This window comes from Agromyces sp. GQ35, from assembly GCF_059758475.1.
The window spans coordinates 499,971-515,854 of the sequence record NZ_JCAXEO010000002.1; the positions used below are offsets into that span (position 1 = coordinate 499,971).

Annotated in this window: 14 protein-coding genes; 12 read left to right on the plus strand and 2 right to left on the minus strand. The window is 68.7% G+C overall.

Features of this window, described 5'->3' with window-relative positions:
* Nucleotides 1-53: 53 nt before the first annotated feature.
* From pepN (AC6CH0_RS14345) to AC6CH0_RS14385, 9 genes are all read left to right on the plus strand, one after another.
* Nucleotides 54-2,597 (plus strand): aminopeptidase N, encoded by a 2,544-nt coding sequence (pepN, locus tag AC6CH0_RS14345; protein ID WP_498101988.1) that lies wholly within the window; start codon nucleotides 54-56, stop codon nucleotides 2,595-2,597.
* Nucleotides 2,598-2,736: 139 nt separating this feature from the next.
* Entirely contained in the window at nucleotides 2,737-3,648 is a 912-nt protein-coding gene (locus AC6CH0_RS14350) for an ABC transporter ATP-binding protein (protein ID WP_498101990.1), read from the plus strand.
* The gene (locus AC6CH0_RS14355; protein ID WP_498101992.1) at nucleotides 3,645-4,499 is read left to right on the plus strand and encodes an ABC transporter permease subunit; all 855 of its coding nucleotides are present in this window, start codon (nucleotides 3,645-3,647) and stop codon (nucleotides 4,497-4,499) included. The genes AC6CH0_RS14350 and AC6CH0_RS14355 overlap by 4 nt, the downstream gene beginning before the upstream one ends.
* Before the next feature lie 10 nt (nucleotides 4,500-4,509).
* Nucleotides 4,510-5,877, plus strand: coding sequence for a sensor histidine kinase (locus AC6CH0_RS14360; protein WP_498101994.1), 1,368 nt, complete (start codon nucleotides 4,510-4,512; stop codon nucleotides 5,875-5,877).
* Complete coding sequence (locus AC6CH0_RS14365) at nucleotides 5,874-6,572, plus strand: response regulator (RefSeq protein WP_498101996.1); 699 nt, start codon at nucleotides 5,874-5,876, stop codon at nucleotides 6,570-6,572. The genes AC6CH0_RS14360 and AC6CH0_RS14365 overlap by 4 nt, the downstream gene beginning before the upstream one ends.
* Before the next feature lie 36 nt (nucleotides 6,573-6,608).
* The gene (gene pepN / locus AC6CH0_RS14370) at nucleotides 6,609-9,206 is read left to right on the plus strand and encodes an aminopeptidase N (RefSeq protein WP_498101998.1); all 2,598 of its coding nucleotides are present in this window, start codon (nucleotides 6,609-6,611) and stop codon (nucleotides 9,204-9,206) included.
* An 11-nt stretch (nucleotides 9,207-9,217) separates the two neighbouring features.
* Entirely contained in the window at nucleotides 9,218-10,327 is a 1,110-nt protein-coding gene (locus AC6CH0_RS14375; RefSeq protein ID WP_498102000.1) for a mechanosensitive ion channel family protein, read from the plus strand.
* Nucleotides 10,324-10,788, plus strand: a complete 465-nt coding sequence (locus AC6CH0_RS14380) for a globin (protein WP_498102002.1) — start codon at nucleotides 10,324-10,326, stop codon at nucleotides 10,786-10,788. The genes AC6CH0_RS14375 and AC6CH0_RS14380 overlap by 4 nt, the downstream gene beginning before the upstream one ends.
* Nucleotides 10,789-10,834: 46 nt before the next feature.
* Nucleotides 10,835-12,532, plus strand: a complete 1,698-nt coding sequence (locus AC6CH0_RS14385; protein ID WP_498102004.1) for an FAD-binding dehydrogenase — start codon at nucleotides 10,835-10,837, stop codon at nucleotides 12,530-12,532.
* Between the two features lie 69 nt (nucleotides 12,533-12,601).
* Here the strand turns inward: AC6CH0_RS14385 and AC6CH0_RS14390 are convergent, their stop codons facing one another.
* Nucleotides 12,602-13,282 carry a DUF8185 domain-containing protein gene (locus tag AC6CH0_RS14390; RefSeq protein WP_498102006.1) on the minus strand — a complete coding sequence of 227 codons (681 nt, stop codon included), beginning with the start codon at nucleotides 13,280-13,282 and terminating at the stop codon, nucleotides 12,602-12,604.
* Between the two features lie 93 nt (nucleotides 13,283-13,375).
* Between AC6CH0_RS14390 and AC6CH0_RS14395 the strand changes: the two genes are divergently transcribed.
* From AC6CH0_RS14395 to AC6CH0_RS14405, 3 genes are all read left to right on the plus strand, one after another.
* Nucleotides 13,376-14,239 carry an acyl-CoA thioesterase gene (locus AC6CH0_RS14395; RefSeq protein ID WP_498102008.1) on the plus strand — a complete coding sequence of 288 codons (864 nt, stop codon included), beginning with the start codon at nucleotides 13,376-13,378 and terminating at the stop codon, nucleotides 14,237-14,239.
* A 148-nt stretch (nucleotides 14,240-14,387) separates the two neighbouring features.
* Nucleotides 14,388-14,876, plus strand: a complete 489-nt coding sequence (locus tag AC6CH0_RS14400; protein WP_498102010.1) for a QcrA and Rieske domain-containing protein — start codon at nucleotides 14,388-14,390, stop codon at nucleotides 14,874-14,876.
* 2 nt (nucleotides 14,877-14,878) lie between these two features.
* Nucleotides 14,879-15,406, plus strand: coding sequence for a hypothetical protein (locus AC6CH0_RS14405; protein WP_498102012.1), 528 nt, complete (start codon nucleotides 14,879-14,881; stop codon nucleotides 15,404-15,406).
* Here the strand turns inward: AC6CH0_RS14405 and AC6CH0_RS14410 are convergent, their stop codons facing one another.
* Nucleotides 15,407-15,883, minus strand: a complete 477-nt coding sequence (locus AC6CH0_RS14410) for an acyl-CoA thioesterase (RefSeq protein ID WP_498102014.1) — start codon at nucleotides 15,881-15,883, stop codon at nucleotides 15,407-15,409. It abuts the gene before it with no gap.
* Nucleotide 15,884: the final 1 nt, after the last annotated feature.

Sequence of the window (15,884 nt, forward strand, 5' to 3'; positions counted from 1 at the left end):
GTCGACGTTGCCTGCGGCCACGAGCCGCGTCGATGACTGGCGAAGGAGCGCACGTGCCCGGAGAGAACCTCACCCGAATCGAAGCTGAGGAGCGCGCTGCGCTCGTCTCGGTCCACGACTACGACGTCGTGCTCGATGTGACCACTGGGCCGGAGGTGTTCCGGAGCGAGACGACGGTGCGCTTCTCCGCGACTGCGGGCGCCTCGACCTTCATCGACGCCATCACGGCGGCCGTGCACTCGGTCACCCTGAACGGCGTCGAACTCGACCCCGCCGAGGTGAGCGACGGCGTCCGCATCCAGCTGCCGAACCTCGCCGCCGACAATGAACTGCACGTCGTCGCCGACGGTCGCTACATGAACACCGGCGAGGGCCTGCACCGTTTCGTCGACCCCGTCGACGAAGAGGTCTACCTCTACACGCAGTTCGAGGTGCCCGACTCGCGCCGCATGTTCGCCGTGTTCGAGCAGCCCGACCTGAAGGCCGCCTTCACGTTCACGCTCACCGCGCCTGCCCACTGGGAGGTCGTGTCGAACTCCCCCACACCCGAGCCGTTCGACGCCCACGAAGGTGCGAAGACCTGGGCCTTCTCACCGACCCCTCGCATCTCGAGCTACATCACCGCCCTCGTCGCAGGCCCGTACCACGTGGTGCGCGACGAGCTCACGAGCGCCGATGGCCGCACGATCCCGCTCGGCGTGTTCAGCCGCAAGAGCCTCGAGCAGTTCCTCGATGCCGACTACATCTTCGAGAAGACGAAGCAGGGCTTCGAGTACTTCGAGGCGAAGTTCGACGTGCCCTACCCCTTCGAGAAGTACGACCAGATGTTCGTACCCGAGTTCAACGCGGGTGCGATGGAGAACGCCGGCGCGGTGACGTTCACCGAGTTCTACGTGTTCCGTTCCAAGGTGACCGACGCTGTTCGAGAGCGTCGCGTCGTGACGGTGCTGCACGAACTGGCGCACATGTGGTTCGGCGACCTCGTCACCATGAAGTGGTGGAACGACCTGTGGCTGAACGAGTCGTTCGCCGAGTGGGCCTCGACGATCGCGACGGCCGAGGCCACCGAGTGGCACGAGGCCTGGACCACGTTCAACTCGATGGAGAAGAGCTGGGCGTACCGTCAAGACCAGCTGCCATCGACGCACCCCGTGGTCGCCACGATCAACGACCTCGAAGACGTGCAGGTGAACTTCGACGGCATCACGTACGCCAAGGGCGGCTCGGTGCTGAAGCAGCTCGTGGCCTGGGTCGGCGTCGACGCCTTCTTCCAGGGCGTCTCTGCGTACTTCAAGAAGCACCAGTGGGGCAACACGACCCTCGCCGACCTGCTCGCCGAGCTCGAGACCGCGAGCGGCCGTGATCTCTCCGGCTGGTCCAAGCTCTGGCTCGAGACTGCGGGCGTCAACACCCTGCGTCCTGAGATCGAGACGGACGACTCGGGAACGATCACGGCGTTCACAGTGCTGCAGTCCGCGCCGGCCGATTACCCGACGATCCGCCCGCACCGCCTCGCGATCGGCTTCTACAACCTCACCGACGGCAAGCTCGTGCGCGACCACAGGGTCGAGCTCGACGTCGATGGCGAACGCACGGATGTCGCCGAGCTCGTCGGCCTCGCCCGTCCCGACCTGGTGCTGCTCAACGACGACGACCTCGCCTACGCGAAGATCCGCCTCGACGAGGCATCCCAGCAGGTCGCCCTCGCGAACCTCTCCGAGATCGAGGACCCGCTCGCTCGGGCACTCGTCTGGAGCTCGGTGTGGGACGCCACGCGCGACGCGGAGACGAGCGCGAGCGCCTACCTCGACCTGGTACTCGGCAACATCGCGAGCGAGACGGAGTCCACGACGCTGCGCATCGTGCTCGCGAACGCCGTCCTCGCGGCGAGCGCCTACACGGCACCCGGACGTCGTACCGAGGCGCGCCGCACGCTCGCCGACGGCTTCTGGAACCTCGCGCAGCAGGCCGCGGCCGGCAGCGACGCGCAGTTCCAGTTCGTCGTGAACTTCGCCGCCATCGCGGAAGCCGGCTCGCACGTCGACGAGCTCGCCGCGCTCGCCGATGGTTCGCTGACGCTCGAGGGTCTCGAGATCGACACCGACCTCGGCTGGGAGCTGCTCATCGCCCTCGTCGCCGCAGGTCGCGCCGGCGACGAAGAGATCGACACGCGGCTGGCCGGCGACAACACCGCGACCGGCCAGCAGTCCGCCGCACACGCCCGCGCTGCGATCCAGACCCCCGAGGGCAAGGAGCGCGCCTGGGCATCGCTCATCGACGTCGACACGGCGACCAACACGGTGGTTCGAGAGACGGCGGAGGGCTTCCTCCGGAGTTCCGACCCTGCGCTCCTCGACGCCTTCGTCGATCGCTACTTCGCGATGCTCGAAGACATCTGGGAGGCGCGCAGCTACGCGATCGCCGAGAAGCTCGTCGACGGGCTCTACCCGTCGCCGCTCGCGAACCAGGCGCTCGCCGATGCGAGTCGCGCCTGGCTCGACTCGCACCCCGACGTTCCGGCCCTCCGTCGACTCGTCGTCGAGCGCCTCGCCGGCATCGACCGCGCCCTCGCCGCACAGGCCCGCGACGCGCAGTAGTCGGGAGACGGGCGGTCGAGTTGAAGCGCTTGCTCGACCGCCTGAACGGGTCGTGGTGGTACCCCGGTACCACCACGACCCGCCCTGAACCATTCCTCAGGCGGATGCACCCGGCTGCCTCGATCTCTAGCGTTGAAGCATGATCACGGCAGAAGGGCTCGTCAAGCGCTACGGCGCGAAGACCGCCGTCAACGACATCAGTTTCACCGTCAAGCCCGGCCAGGTGACCGGGTTCCTCGGCCCGAACGGCGCCGGCAAGTCCACCACGATGCGCATGGTCGTCGGCCTCGACCGGCCGAGCGCCGGTGGCGTCTCCGTCAACGGCAAGCCGTACTCGGCGCACCGTGCCCCGCTGCACGAAGTCGGAGCGCTGCTCGACGCGAAGGCGGTGCACACCGGGCGCAGCGCGTACAACCACCTGCTCGCGATGGCCGCGACGCACGGCATCGGCGCGAGCCGGGTGCGTGAGGTCATCGAACTCACCGGACTCGAGTCCGTCGCTCGCAAGCGTGTCGGCGGGTTCTCGCTCGGCATGGGCCAACGACTCGGCATCGCCGCAGCGATGCTCGGAGATCCGGCCACGCTCATCCTCGACGAACCCGTCAACGGACTCGACCCCGAGGGCGTGCTCTGGGTGCGTCAGTTCGTGCGACACCTCGCCTCCGAAGGTCGCACGATCTTCCTCTCCTCGCACCTCATGAGCGAGATGGCCCTCACCGCCGACCACCTCATCGTGCTGGGCCGTGGCGAGATCATCGCCGACGCACCTGTCGCAGACATCATCGCGGGCGGCACCCGACCTCGCGTGCTCGTGCGCTCGCCGCACTCGTCGCAGCTCGCCGACCTGCTCGCCGCCCCGGAGGTCGCGGTCGTTCGCTCCGAAGCGGGCGTGCTCGAGATCACGGGCGTCGCGGCATCCGGCATCGGCGACCTCGCGGCACAGCACGGTCTCTCGATCCACGAGCTCACCCCCCTCAGCGCGTCGCTGGAAGAGGCGTACATGGCCCTCACCACCGACGCCGTCGAATACCGTACGGAGGCCGTCCGATGACCACGCTCACCCCAACGCCGACGCATCCCTCGCAGCGCGCCCGCTCCACCTCGCTGAGCTTCGCCGGCGTGCTCCGCTCCGAGTGGATCAAACTCCGCAGTCTGCGCTCGACGACCTGGTCGTACCTCATCGTGATCGCCATCGCCCTCGGCATGGCCCTCCTCATGTCGCTCAGCATGGCGAGCGGAATGAGCGGTGGTACTGATGCCGCGGCCGCACCGGCCGAGCAACAGCTCTCGTTCATCGTGCAGTCGTCGGTGTTCGGCGTGTACTTCGGCCAACTCGTCGCCGGCGTGCTCGGCGTGCTCGTGATCAGCGGCGAGTACACCACCGGCATGATCCGGTCCACGCTGGCCGCGGTGCCGAAGCGCCTCCCCGCGCTCGCGGCCAAGGCCGTCGTGCTCTTCGTCGCCACCTACGTGGTCGGACTCGTCGCGACACTCGGCGCGTACCTCGTCTCGTCGATCGTCTTCGCCGGTGTCGACGTCGGGGCGAGTCTGACCGAACCGGCCGTGTTCCTGCCGCTGCTCGGAGCGTCGCTCTACCTGGCACTCGTGGCCGTGTTCGCACTCGGCGTCGGCACGATGCTGCGCTCGAGCGCCGGAGGCATCGCGGCGGTGCTCGGCCTCATCCTGCTCGTACCGACGGTGTTCCAGATGATTCCCGCGGAGTGGGCGCAGGATCTGCTGCCGTACCTCCTCTCGATCGCCGGCATGAACATGTTCACCTCGACGACGGCGGAAGCGACCGCCGACGGGTTCGGCTTCTGGCTGAACCTCCTCATCGTGCTCGGCTGGGTGGGGGCATCCATCGCCGGTGCCGCGGTGCTTCTCAAGCGGCGGGACGCGTAGAGTCCAGTCCATGACGGAAGCACCACTCTCCCCCGGCTACCCGGCTTCGGTAGTCGGGGGAGAACTTCGTCTGCCGAAACCCCCCGGCGTCATCCGCCAGTTCTGGGCGCGGCATCCGTGGCTCACCGATTCGCTCATCGCCGGGCTCTACTTCATCCCGACGTTCTTCAGCGCACTCGCCATGGGCTTCGGCGCCGAGGCATCCCCGCCCTGGATCACCGCGTCGCAACTCGTCGCGGTCGCCGTGGCCGGCGCTGCACTGCTGTTGTTCCGGCGGCGGCATCCCTGGCTGCTCATCGCGATCACCTGGCTCGCCTGCCTCGTGGTGTACCCGTTCGGGGCCACCGATGTCAGCCCGATGCTGCTGGCACTGTACGCGCTCGCGGTCTACGTCTCGACCCGCGCCGCCTGGTTGGGCTTCGCCGGGTCGGTCGTCGTCGCCACCACCTCGTCGTACATCGCGGACTGGGCTCAAGACGGGGCCGACGTCGTGCCGTTCGGCGCGGATCCCCTGACCTCCGCCGGACAGTTCACGATCTTCATGCTCATCGCAACCCTCATCGGCGTGACGGTCGGCAATCGGAGGCGCTACCTGCACGCGCTCATCGATCGTGCGCACGACCTCGCCCGCGAACGCGACCAGCAGGCGCAGCTCGCGACCGCCCTCGAACGGTCGCGGATCGCGCGCGAGATGCACGACATCGTCGCGCACAGCCTCACCGTCATGGTCACGCTCGCCGACGGATCGGCTGCGACCGCTGCTCGCGACCCCGAGCGGGCGACGGAAGCGATGCAGCATGTGGCGGAGACGGGCCGCGCCGCCCTCGTCGACATGCGACGCATGCTCGGGGTGCTCGCCGGTCCCGCGACGGCCTCCGAGGCACTCGCGCCGCAGCCCGGCAGCAACGCGATCCCCGAGCTCGTCGAGAGCTTCCGCGCCGCCGGACTCCCGGTGCAGCTCACGACCAGCGGGGCGGTGGTCGCCGATCCCAACCTGCAACTGACGATGTACCGCATCGTGCAGGAAGGGCTCACGAACGCGCTGCGGTACGCCGCGACTGCGCATCGGGTGGATGTCTCGATCGAACATGCCGATGGAGTCGTTCGCGTCGCCGTGGTCGACGACGCAGACGTCGCTTCGGCATCGGGAGTCGGCGGCGGCGGCCACGGCCTCGTCGGCATGCGCGAGCGCGTCGCCCTCTACGGCGGAAGCCTCGAGGCCGGCCCCGGCGCCGTTCGCGGCTGGCGTCTGCGCGCGGAACTGCACGCCGAGCAGCAGAGCGAGCATGCTCAGGAGCTGCTCACGGATGTCGCGGGCACCACTTCGACCAGTCGGCCCGCCCAGAACCAGGACCAGATCCCCGAGGAGCCGACATGACCGTCGCAGAAGACCCGATCCGAATCGCGATCGCCGACGACCAATCGCTCGTCCGAGCCGGCCTGCGCATGGTGCTCGAAGCAGAGTCCGACCTCACCGTCGTCGGCGAGGCTGCCGACGGCGGCGCAGCGGTCGAGCTCGTCGACACGCTCGAGATCGACGTGATGCTCATGGACGTCCGCATGCCCGGCGTCGACGGCATCGCCGCGACCGGGTCGATCGTCGCCAGCGGACGCAGGACCCGGGTGATCGTGCTGACCACCTTCGACCTCGACGAGTACGCCTTCGCCGCGATCCGGGCGGGAGCGAGCGGATTCCTGTTGAAGGACTCGCGGCCCACCGACCTGGTCGGCGCCATTCGCACCGTGCACTCCGGCGAAGCTGCACTCGCCCCGAGGGTGACCCGACGCATGATCGAGATGTTCGCCGATGATCTGCCGCGACCCGGTACGAGGCGAGACTCCCCCGAGTTCGCGATGCTCACCCCTCGCGAGCGCGAGATCCTCATCGCCATCGCCGAGGGGCAGAGCAACCCCGAGATCGCCGGGCGGTTCTTCCTCTCGGAGTCGACCGTGAAGACGCATGTCGGTCGTGTGCTGCAGAAGCTCGGCGCGCGCGATCGCGTGCAGCTCGTCATCTTCGCCTACGAGCAGGGACTGCTCACCGCCACGGATCGGCCGACCGGAAGTCAGTAGGCTGGCCAGTCAACGACCACACGGAGGCCCCTGCACATGCCCGCTGCCGATCTCACCCGAACCGAAGCCGAGGCGCGTGCCCGGCTGGTGCGCAGCCCGCGCTACGACGTTCGCCTCGACCTGACGGCGAGCGGCGACACCTTCCGCAGTGAGACGCGAGTGACGTTCGACTCGACGCCGGGCGCGTCGACGTTCATCGAGGCGTGCACGGTCGACGTGCAGGAGATCTCGCTCAACGGGAGGTCCCTCGATTCCGCCGTCGTCAGCGACGGCACCCGGATCCGACTCGACGGGCTCGCGGCGCAGAACGAGCTGCGCGTCGTCGCCAGGTACGCCTACACGAACACCGGCGAAGGACTGCACCGCTTCACCGACCCGGTCGACGGCGCAAGCTATCTCTATACCGAGTTCGCCGTCGCCGAGGCCAACCGGGTGTTCGCGGTCTTCGACCAGCCCGACCTGAAGGCGTCGTTCACCTTCACGATCACGGCGCCGGCCGAGTGGACGGTGCTCAGCAACGCGACGACGCCCGCGCCGACGCTGCTCGCCGAACCAAGCTCGCGCGCTGAACCGATCTCGACGTGGTCTTTCGAGCCCGGGCCGGTCATCTCGAGTTACATCGTCGCGATCATCGCCGGCCCGTACGCGGCCTGGCACGGCAGCGCCCGCAGCATCGACGGTCGCGACATCCCTCTCGGGCTCTTCACTCGCGCGTCGCTCGCAGAGCACGCAGAGCCCGACGTCATGTTCGAACTCGTGCAGGCCGGACTCGGCTTCTACGAGGGCGCGTTCGGCGTGCCCTACCCCTTCGGCAAGTACGACCAGATCTTCGTGCCCGAGTACAACTGGGGCGCCATGGAGAACGTCGGCGCGGTCACGTTCAACGAGTCCTACCTGTTCCGTGCGCGCGTCTCCGATGCCCGCCGCGAGCAACGCGCGATCGTCGTGCTGCACGAGTTGTCGCACATGTGGTTCGGCAACTCCGTGACGATGCGGTGGTGGAACGACCTCTGGCTGAACGAATCCTTCGCGACCTGGGCGTCGACGCTCGCCACCGCCGCCGTCACCGAGTTCACGGGCGTCTGGGCGACGTTCGCGAGCGACGAGAAGACGCACGCCGCCGAGCAGGACCAGCTGCCCTCGACGCATCCGATCGTCGCGCCGATCGAGAATCTCGGTGACGTCGAGGTGAACTTCGATGCGATCACGTACGACAAGGGCGCATCGGTCCTGAAGCAGCTCGTCGCATGGGTCGGGCTCGAAGCGTTCCAGCGAGGTGTCGGCGCCTACCTCACGACGCACGCGGGCGGCAACGCCACGCTTCGCGACCTGCTCGACGAGCTCGAGCGGGCCAGCGGTCGCGACCTCACCCGGTGGTCGGCGCTCTGGCTCGAGACGGCGGGCGTCAACACCATTCGGGTCGAGCTCGAGACGACCGAGGCGACCGCAACCGGCTCGGGCACGATCACCGCCGCCCGGGTCGAGCAGAGCGCAGCGGCGGGGCATCCGACGCTCCGACCGCACCGCCTCGCACTCGGCTGCTATTCACGCGGTGAGCGCGGGCTCGAACGCACCCACCGCATCGAGCTCGACGTCGACGGCGCGGTGACCGAGGTGCCCGAACTCGTCGGGCTGGATCGGCCCGATCTGCTGCTCGTCAACGACGACGACCTCAGCTACGCGAAGGTGCGGCTCGACCCCGACTCGTTCCGGACGGCGATCGAACACCTCCCCGAGCTCATCGACCCGGTCGCGCGCGCGGTCGTTCTCGGTTCCGCCTGGGATGCCGTGCGCGACGCGGAGGTGCCGGCGATCGACTTCGTGCGGCTCGTCATCGGCAGCATCGGACACGAGACGCAATCGGCGGCGCGTTCGCTCGCATTGGCGCGGCTCGAACTCGCGATCGGGCGGTACCTCGCCGACGAGCACCGGCCGCAGCTCGCGGCCGAGGCCGGCGACGCCGTCTGGGCGCTCGCCGAGCTCGCGGAGCCGGGTTCCGACACCCAGCTGCAGTTCGTCAAGGGCTTCACCCGCATCGCCGCCACCGCGGCGCACGCCGACGTGCTCGGCAGCCTGCTCGACGGATCGATCAAGCTCGACGGACTCGACATCGATCTCGATCTGCGCTGGGAGCTCGTGATCGCACGGTCGACGCTCGGCGCCGGTTCCGACGATGAGGTCGCCGATGCCCTCGCCCTCGACGACACGGCGAAGGGGCGCCTGCTGGCAGAGACCGCACGCGCCGCTCTCCCCGAGCAGTCGGTGAAGGATGCCGCGTGGCGACGCGTCGCGACGGATGCCACGCTGTCCAACGACCTCGCGCGCGCGATCGCCGACGGGTGGCAGCGCACGACGCAACCCGAACTGCTCGCCGATACGGCGGCCGAGTACTTCGCCTCGCTGCAATCGGTCTGGAGCAGTCGCGGCTTCACGATGGCCTCGCTCATCGTTCGCCGCTTGTTCCCGGCCCCGCTCATCTCCCCCGAGCTCGCCACGATGGCCCGCGCCTGGCTCGACGCGAATCCCGCCCCTGCACCGCTCCACCGACTGGTCTCCGAGCAACTGCACGAGCTCGAACGGGCACTCGCCGCCCGGGCACGCGATGCCAGCGAGCTCACGGGCGCGGCTCAGTAGACTTTCACACCATGTTCGGATTCGACGGTACAGAGCCCCCGGGCAACCCGGTCACGGCCGACTTCTGGGCGCAGATCGCGCAGTTCTGGGCCGCGAACTGGGGCGTCATCCTCGGCAAACTCGTCTCGGTCGTCATCATCGTCGCCGTCGCGTTCCTCATTCGCTGGGTGCTGCACTTCGTCATCGAGCGGGTCGTGAAGCAGATCGTCACCGGGGTCAAGAAGAAGCAGGACGTCACCGATACCCAGGCGCTGCAGGCGTCGCCGCTCGCGGCCGTGCGCCTCGTGCAGCGCACGCGCACCCTCGGCACGGTGCTCACCAACGTCGTGAACGTCACGCTCTTCATCGTCGTCATGCTCATGGTCGTCAACGTGATCGACCCGAGCATCCTCGGTTCCTTCGCGCTGCTCTCCGCCGCGATCGGCGCGGGCCTCGGCTTCGGCGCGCAGAACATCGTCAAAGACGCGCTGAACGGCATGTTCATGGTCGTCGAAGACCAGCTCGGCGTCGGCGACGTCGTCGATCTCGGGCCGGCGACCGGCATCGTCGAAGAGGTGCGCATCCGAGTCACCAAGATCCGTGACGTGAACGGCACCCTCTGGTTCGTTCGCAATGGCGAGATCCTGCGCATCGGCAACATGTCGCAGGGCTGGGCCCGAGTGATCATCGACCTCGCCGTGCCGTACGACGTCGACGTCGATGCCGTCGAGACGGCGCTGCTCCGCACTGCCACCGAGATGGCGCAGTCGACCAAGTGGCGCTCGCGCGTGCTCGAGAAGCCCGAGGTGTGGGGGCTCGAATCGGTCACCGCCGAAGCCCTCGTCATCCGCGTGGTCATGAAGGTGCGCTCCTCAGCGAAAGACGACATCGCCCGCGAACTGCGCATGCGCTTGAAGCACACGCTCGACGAGATGGACGTCAAACTGCCGAGCCTGAACAGCGTCGTGCTGACCGGGTTCGACGGAGCCACCCGCGTCAAAGGCGCGAAGCCGCCGAAGACCTCGCCCAGTGCGGTCGTGGCCGGCGACACCGGTGCCGCCGTCGCCAGGGCCACCGTGAAGAAGCCACGCGCACCTCGGGCACCGAAGCGACCATCACCGCCGACCGGAGGAGCGTCATGAGCGAGCAGCTGCCGACCGAGGCATCCGGGCCCCCACGCCCCGCGAACGTGCCGTTGCGGGGCACCGAGCACGGCGCAGCCCTCGGGCCGTCGTTCTACGAGACCATCGGCGGACGGCCGACGTTCGAGAGACTCGTCGCGGAGTTCTACCGCGGCGTCGCGAACGACCCCGTGCTGAAGCCGATGTATCCCGAGGAAGACCTCGGGCCGGCAGCCGAGCGGCTCACGATGTTCCTCGAGCAGTACTGGGGCGGCCCCGGCACCTACAGCGAGCAGCGAGGCCACCCGCGACTGCGCATGCGGCACCAGCCGTTCAAGGTGAATCCCGATGCGCGCGACCGGTGGCTCGCGCACATGCGCGTCGCTGTCGACTCACTCGAGCTGCCGCCGCTCGCCGAAGAGACGTTGTGGGACTATCTTCAGCGGGCGGCCTACGCGATGGTCAACACCTTCGACGAGTAGCAACACCCAGACACCCCAGTTCACCACCCGAGACGAAGGAGTCCCCGTGGCCGCCTCACCCGACCCCGCAGCGAACCGCAACGACCGGAAGCCCGCCGACGCGATCATCGTCGGGGCCGGCCTCTCGGGCCTCGTCGCGGCAGCAGAACTCGTCGATGCCGGCAAGCGTGTCGTCATCGTCGACCAGGAGCCCGAAGCGAGCCTCGGCGGGCAAGCGCATTGGTCGTTCGGCGGCCTCTTCCTCGTCGACTCGCCGGAACAGCGGCGCATGGGCGTGAAGGACTCGCTCGAACTCGCCCGTCAGGACTGGGACGGCACGGCCGGGTTCGACCGCACCGACGACGAGTGGGGCCGGCGCTGGGCCGAGGCCTACGTCGAGTTCGCGGCCGGAGAGAAGCGCGCCTGGCTGCACGAGAAGGGTGTGCGCTTCTTCCCCGTCGTCGGTTGGGCCGAGCGGGGCGGCTACAACGCCATCGGACACGGCAACTCGGTACCGCGATTCCACATCACGTGGGGCACCGGACCGGGCGTGCTCGCGCCGTTCATCGCCAAGGTCAAGGCGGGCGAAGCGGCAGGGCTCGTCGAACTGCGCCATCGCCACCGCGTGGATGAACTGATCGTCGAGGGCGGGGCCGTCACCGGTGTTCGCGGCGCGGTGCTCGCGGCCGACGACGCGGCACGTGGAGAGTCGAGCAATCGTGACGAGGTCGGCGAGTTCGAGGTCCGGGCGCCTGCCGTCGTCGTCGCGTCCGGGGGCATCGGCGGCAACCACGAACTCGTGCGGCAGTTCTGGCCCGAGCGCATGGGCACGCCGCCCGCCTCGATGCTCTCCGGTGTGCCGGCGCACGTCGACGGGCGGATGCTGCCGATCACGGAACGCGCCGGTGCGCGCCTCGTCAACGGCGACCGCATGTGGCACTACACCGAGGGCATCACGAACTGGAACCCGATCTGGCCGATGCACGGCATCCGCATCCTCCCCGGCCCGTCGTCGCTCTGGTTCGACGCGACGGGCAAGCGACTGCCGGTGCCGCTCTTCCCCGGCTTCGACACGCTCGGAACGCTCGAGCACATCACCGCCACCGGCCACGACTACTCGTGGTTCGTGCTCACGCAGAAGATCATCGAGAAGGAGTTCGCCCTCTCGGGCAGCGAACAGAACCCCGACCTCACCGGCAAAGACGTGAAGCTGCTCGCCGAGCGGCTCGGCTCCGGCGCGCCGGGGCCGGTCGAGGCGTTCAAGCGGCACGGCGTGGACTTCGTGGTGGCGGACACACTGCCCGAGCTGCTCGCGGGCATGCGCGGCCTCGCGCCCGAGGTCGAGCTCGACACCGACAACATCGAACGGGAGGTCGTCGCGCGTGACCGCGAGGTCGACAACGAGTTCTCCAAAGACCTGCAGTTGACCGCCGTGCGGGGTGCACGCAGGTATCGCGGCGACAAGCTCATCCGGGTGGCCACGCCGCACAAGATCCTCGATCCGAAGGCCGGGCCGCTCATCGCGGTGAAGCTGCACATCCTCACCCGCAAGAGCCTCGGCGGTATTCAGACCGACCTCGATTCCCGTGCGCTCGGCAGCGACGGCGCACCCGTTCCGGGCCTGTACGCGGTCGGCGAGGCATCGGGCTTCGGCGGTGGCGGCGTGCACGGCTATCGCGCACTCGAGGGCACGTTCCTCGGCGGATGCCTCTTCACGGGCCGAGCCGCGGGGCGCGCGATCGCCCAACTTCCGTCGATCGAGTAGCGAAGCGTGTCGAGACCACGCAATCGGTCTCGATACGCTCCTTCGTCGTTACTCGACCAGCGGCGGGGTCTACGCCTTCAGGGTCCAGGGCTTGCGGCGCACGAGCACGTGACCGCGACGGGTGGAGAGGCGAGTCCACGGACCGGTCTCGAAGAGCTTCACCTCGTCATCACCGAGGAAGCCGAGGCTGAACGCCGCGAACGCGGCGCCGGTCGGCACGTACTCGACACCGTCGACGCCTCGCCCCCAGACCTCCGAGCGCACCCGCTGCACGAGTTGCTCGCCCGTGCCTGCGGGAATCGCCTCGGCCACCTCGTCGATGCCCGCACGAGCGGCGGACTCGAGCGTCGGCGCATCCGTCGTGCCGAGTGGGCGCCAGCCGCCCCGGGGCGGGGAGATGCCCGCCCAGGTGACCGTATTCACCTCGGGCGGTCGCGACATCGACACCGGACGTGAATCGTCGTCTTCGCCGAGTTCGCCTCTGGCGCGCACGATGCGTTCGACGAGGGAGCGCATCGGCACCACCGAATCGAACTCCTCGTCGTCGGCGAGCGCGAAGGTGCGCAGGCCGAGCACCGTCGGGCTCTCGTCGAGGATTCCGCGCGGGTACAGGATCGCGGTGTACACGGCGAGGATGCCCGAGCCGGCGATCAGGCGCACGGAACCGTCTTCGACGCGGCCTGCGCGTTGCAGGTAGGTATGCAGGTCTCCGAGCGACAGGCTGTCGGCGAGCGTGAGTTGTTGAACCATCTCCTGTCTAAACTACCAAGTGAGCGACGCCGCCCGGGCGGTCTTGCGCTCTGCGGGAGCCGGGCGGTCACCGACCACCGACACGGAGGAACGATGAACGGTCCCATCGACGGCCTGTTGAGCACCCTGCACCTCACCGACACGGGCGCTCGCACGACTGAAGACATCTTCACCGGACCGTCGCAGTGGATGCCGCTCGGGCGTGTCTTCGGCGGTCAGGTGCTTGCCCAGTCGCTCACGGCAGCCATGCACACCGTGCCCGACGACCGAACGATCCACTCGATGCACGGCTACTTTCTGCGCCCCGGCGACGTCGCGCACCCGATCACCTTCTCGGTCGACCGGCTGCACGACGGCCGCTCGTTCTCGACACGCCGCACCCACGCGTTCCAGAACGGCGAACCGATTCTCTCGCTGATCGCCTCGTTCCAGACTGCCGACGACGGCGTCGAGCACCAGGTGGACATGCCGACGGACCTCCCTGACCCCGAGACGCTGCCGTCGACGGCCGATGTGCTCGGCGCGTTCGACCACGACATCGCCAGGTACTGGTCGAACGAGCGCGCCTTCGATGTGCGGCACATCCCCTCGCCCGTCTACCTCAGCGTCGACGGTGAGCGAGTGCCCCGGCAGGCGGTCTGGATGAAGGCGTTCGGCCGGCTTCCCGACGACCCCAAGCAGCATCGCGCCGCGCTCGCCTACGCGAGCGACTATTCGATCCTCGAGCCGATCCTGCGTGCGCACGGCGTCGCCTGGGCGACTCCGGGACTCAAGGTCGCGAGCCTCGACCATGCGATGTGGTGGCACCGCGATGCCCGCGTCGACGAGTGGCTGCTGTACACGCAGGAATCGCCCTCGGCCAGCGGTGGCCGCGGCTTGTCGCTCGGGCGCATCTACACCCGCGAGGGTGTGCTGGTCGCCAGCGTCGCCCAAGAGGGCATGGTGCGAGTGCCGTAGCGCATCAGAGCGGTAGGTGCGCCGACCTGCGGTGCGTCCCGCCTGAGGAGATGCTGTGGAATCCGCCGCCGCTGCCGCGCGGGGGAACACAATGGGGTGCATCAGGCGCTCGCGCGACGTGAGCGACGCGGACGAAGGAGCTCCGGCGATGACCGATCCCACCGATCTCACCCGACGCACCATCCTCACGCTCGGCTCGGCCGGCGCGGTCGGCGGGGCGCTCGCCCTCGCCGGGTGCGCAGCGGATGCCCCGAGCAGCAGCACCTCGCCGCCCACCACGGCACCTCCGCTCGTCGAAGAGACACCGACAGAGCCCAGCGCCGCACCCGATGCGCCCGCCATCGGCGACGACATCGCCGCCCTCACCGACGTTCCCGTCGGCGGCAGCATCGATGCCGAGATCCACGGCGGACCCGCCCTCATCTCACAGCCGACGGCCGGCCAAGTCGTCGCGTTCAGCGCGATCTGCACGCATCAGCAATGCGTCGTCGCCGCGGCCGGCAACGAGTTCCATTGCCCATGCCACGGCTCGATGTTCGATGCCACCACGGGCGACGTCATCCAGGGACCGGCGCTCGAGCCGCTGGCCGCGATCCCGGTCGCCGTCTCCGGTGACCGCATCGTCGCCACTTCCTGACGATGGACTACACGTTCGCCGGGTTGCCACTGCACGTGCTGCTCGTGCACGCAGTCATCGTGCTCACCCCACTGATCGCGCTCTGCCTCATCGTGGTGGCCGCCTGGCCCGGCGCGCGCCGCGTGCTGTGGCTCCCGGTGCTGCTCGGAGCGGCGCTGCTGCTTCCGCTCGGACTCATTACGATCGAAGCCGGCAAATGGCTCGAAGCGCGGGTTCCACCGGCGCCGCTGATCCAGGAGCACACGGCGCAGGGCGAAGACCTCGTGCCGTGGCTCATCGCACTGCTCGTGCTCGCCGTGGCGGTCGCGGCGTGGGCGATCATCGAGCGGGTCGCGGTCAGACGCGACAGCACGGCGGACCCCGACGGCGCCCGCCCGCGCCGAGGCATCCGGGTCGCCGTCGGCATCGTGCTGACGTTCTCGGCACTCGCCGTCGCAGCAGGATCGAGCTGGACGCTCGTGCAGATCGCGGAGGCCGGAAGTCGAGCAGTCTGGGAGGGATCGTTCAGCGACGAGCCGCTGGACGGCTAGTCAGCGCCTGCGGAAGACGATCGGGTCGCCGACGTAGGGCTCCCATGCTGCACGTTCCGAGTCCTCGATGCGACGCGGACGTTCAGTCGCAGCGTCGACGAGCACGATCGTCGTGACCGCACGCGTGTACAGCACCCGAGGTTCGACGTCGACGGGCGAGTAGACCTCGTAGCAGACGTCGAGGCTCGCCCCGCCCATGTGACCGATCCAGAGTTCGATGTCGACGGGTTGACGCTGATACGGGATCGGCGCAAGGTACTCGATTTCTTGACGTGCGATCAGGGTGATGGTCGTCGAGCCGGGCGTGGCGTCGAGCACCGCGGTCGACGCGCCGACCGCGTGCTCGGACGTGTCGTCGCTCACCCAGAACGCCTGGATGCGAGCCTCTTCGAGCAGGCTCAGCATGCGGGCGTTGTTCACGTGGCCGTAGGCATCGAGGTCGCTCCAACGGAGCGACGTCGGCACGTGGAGTCGCATG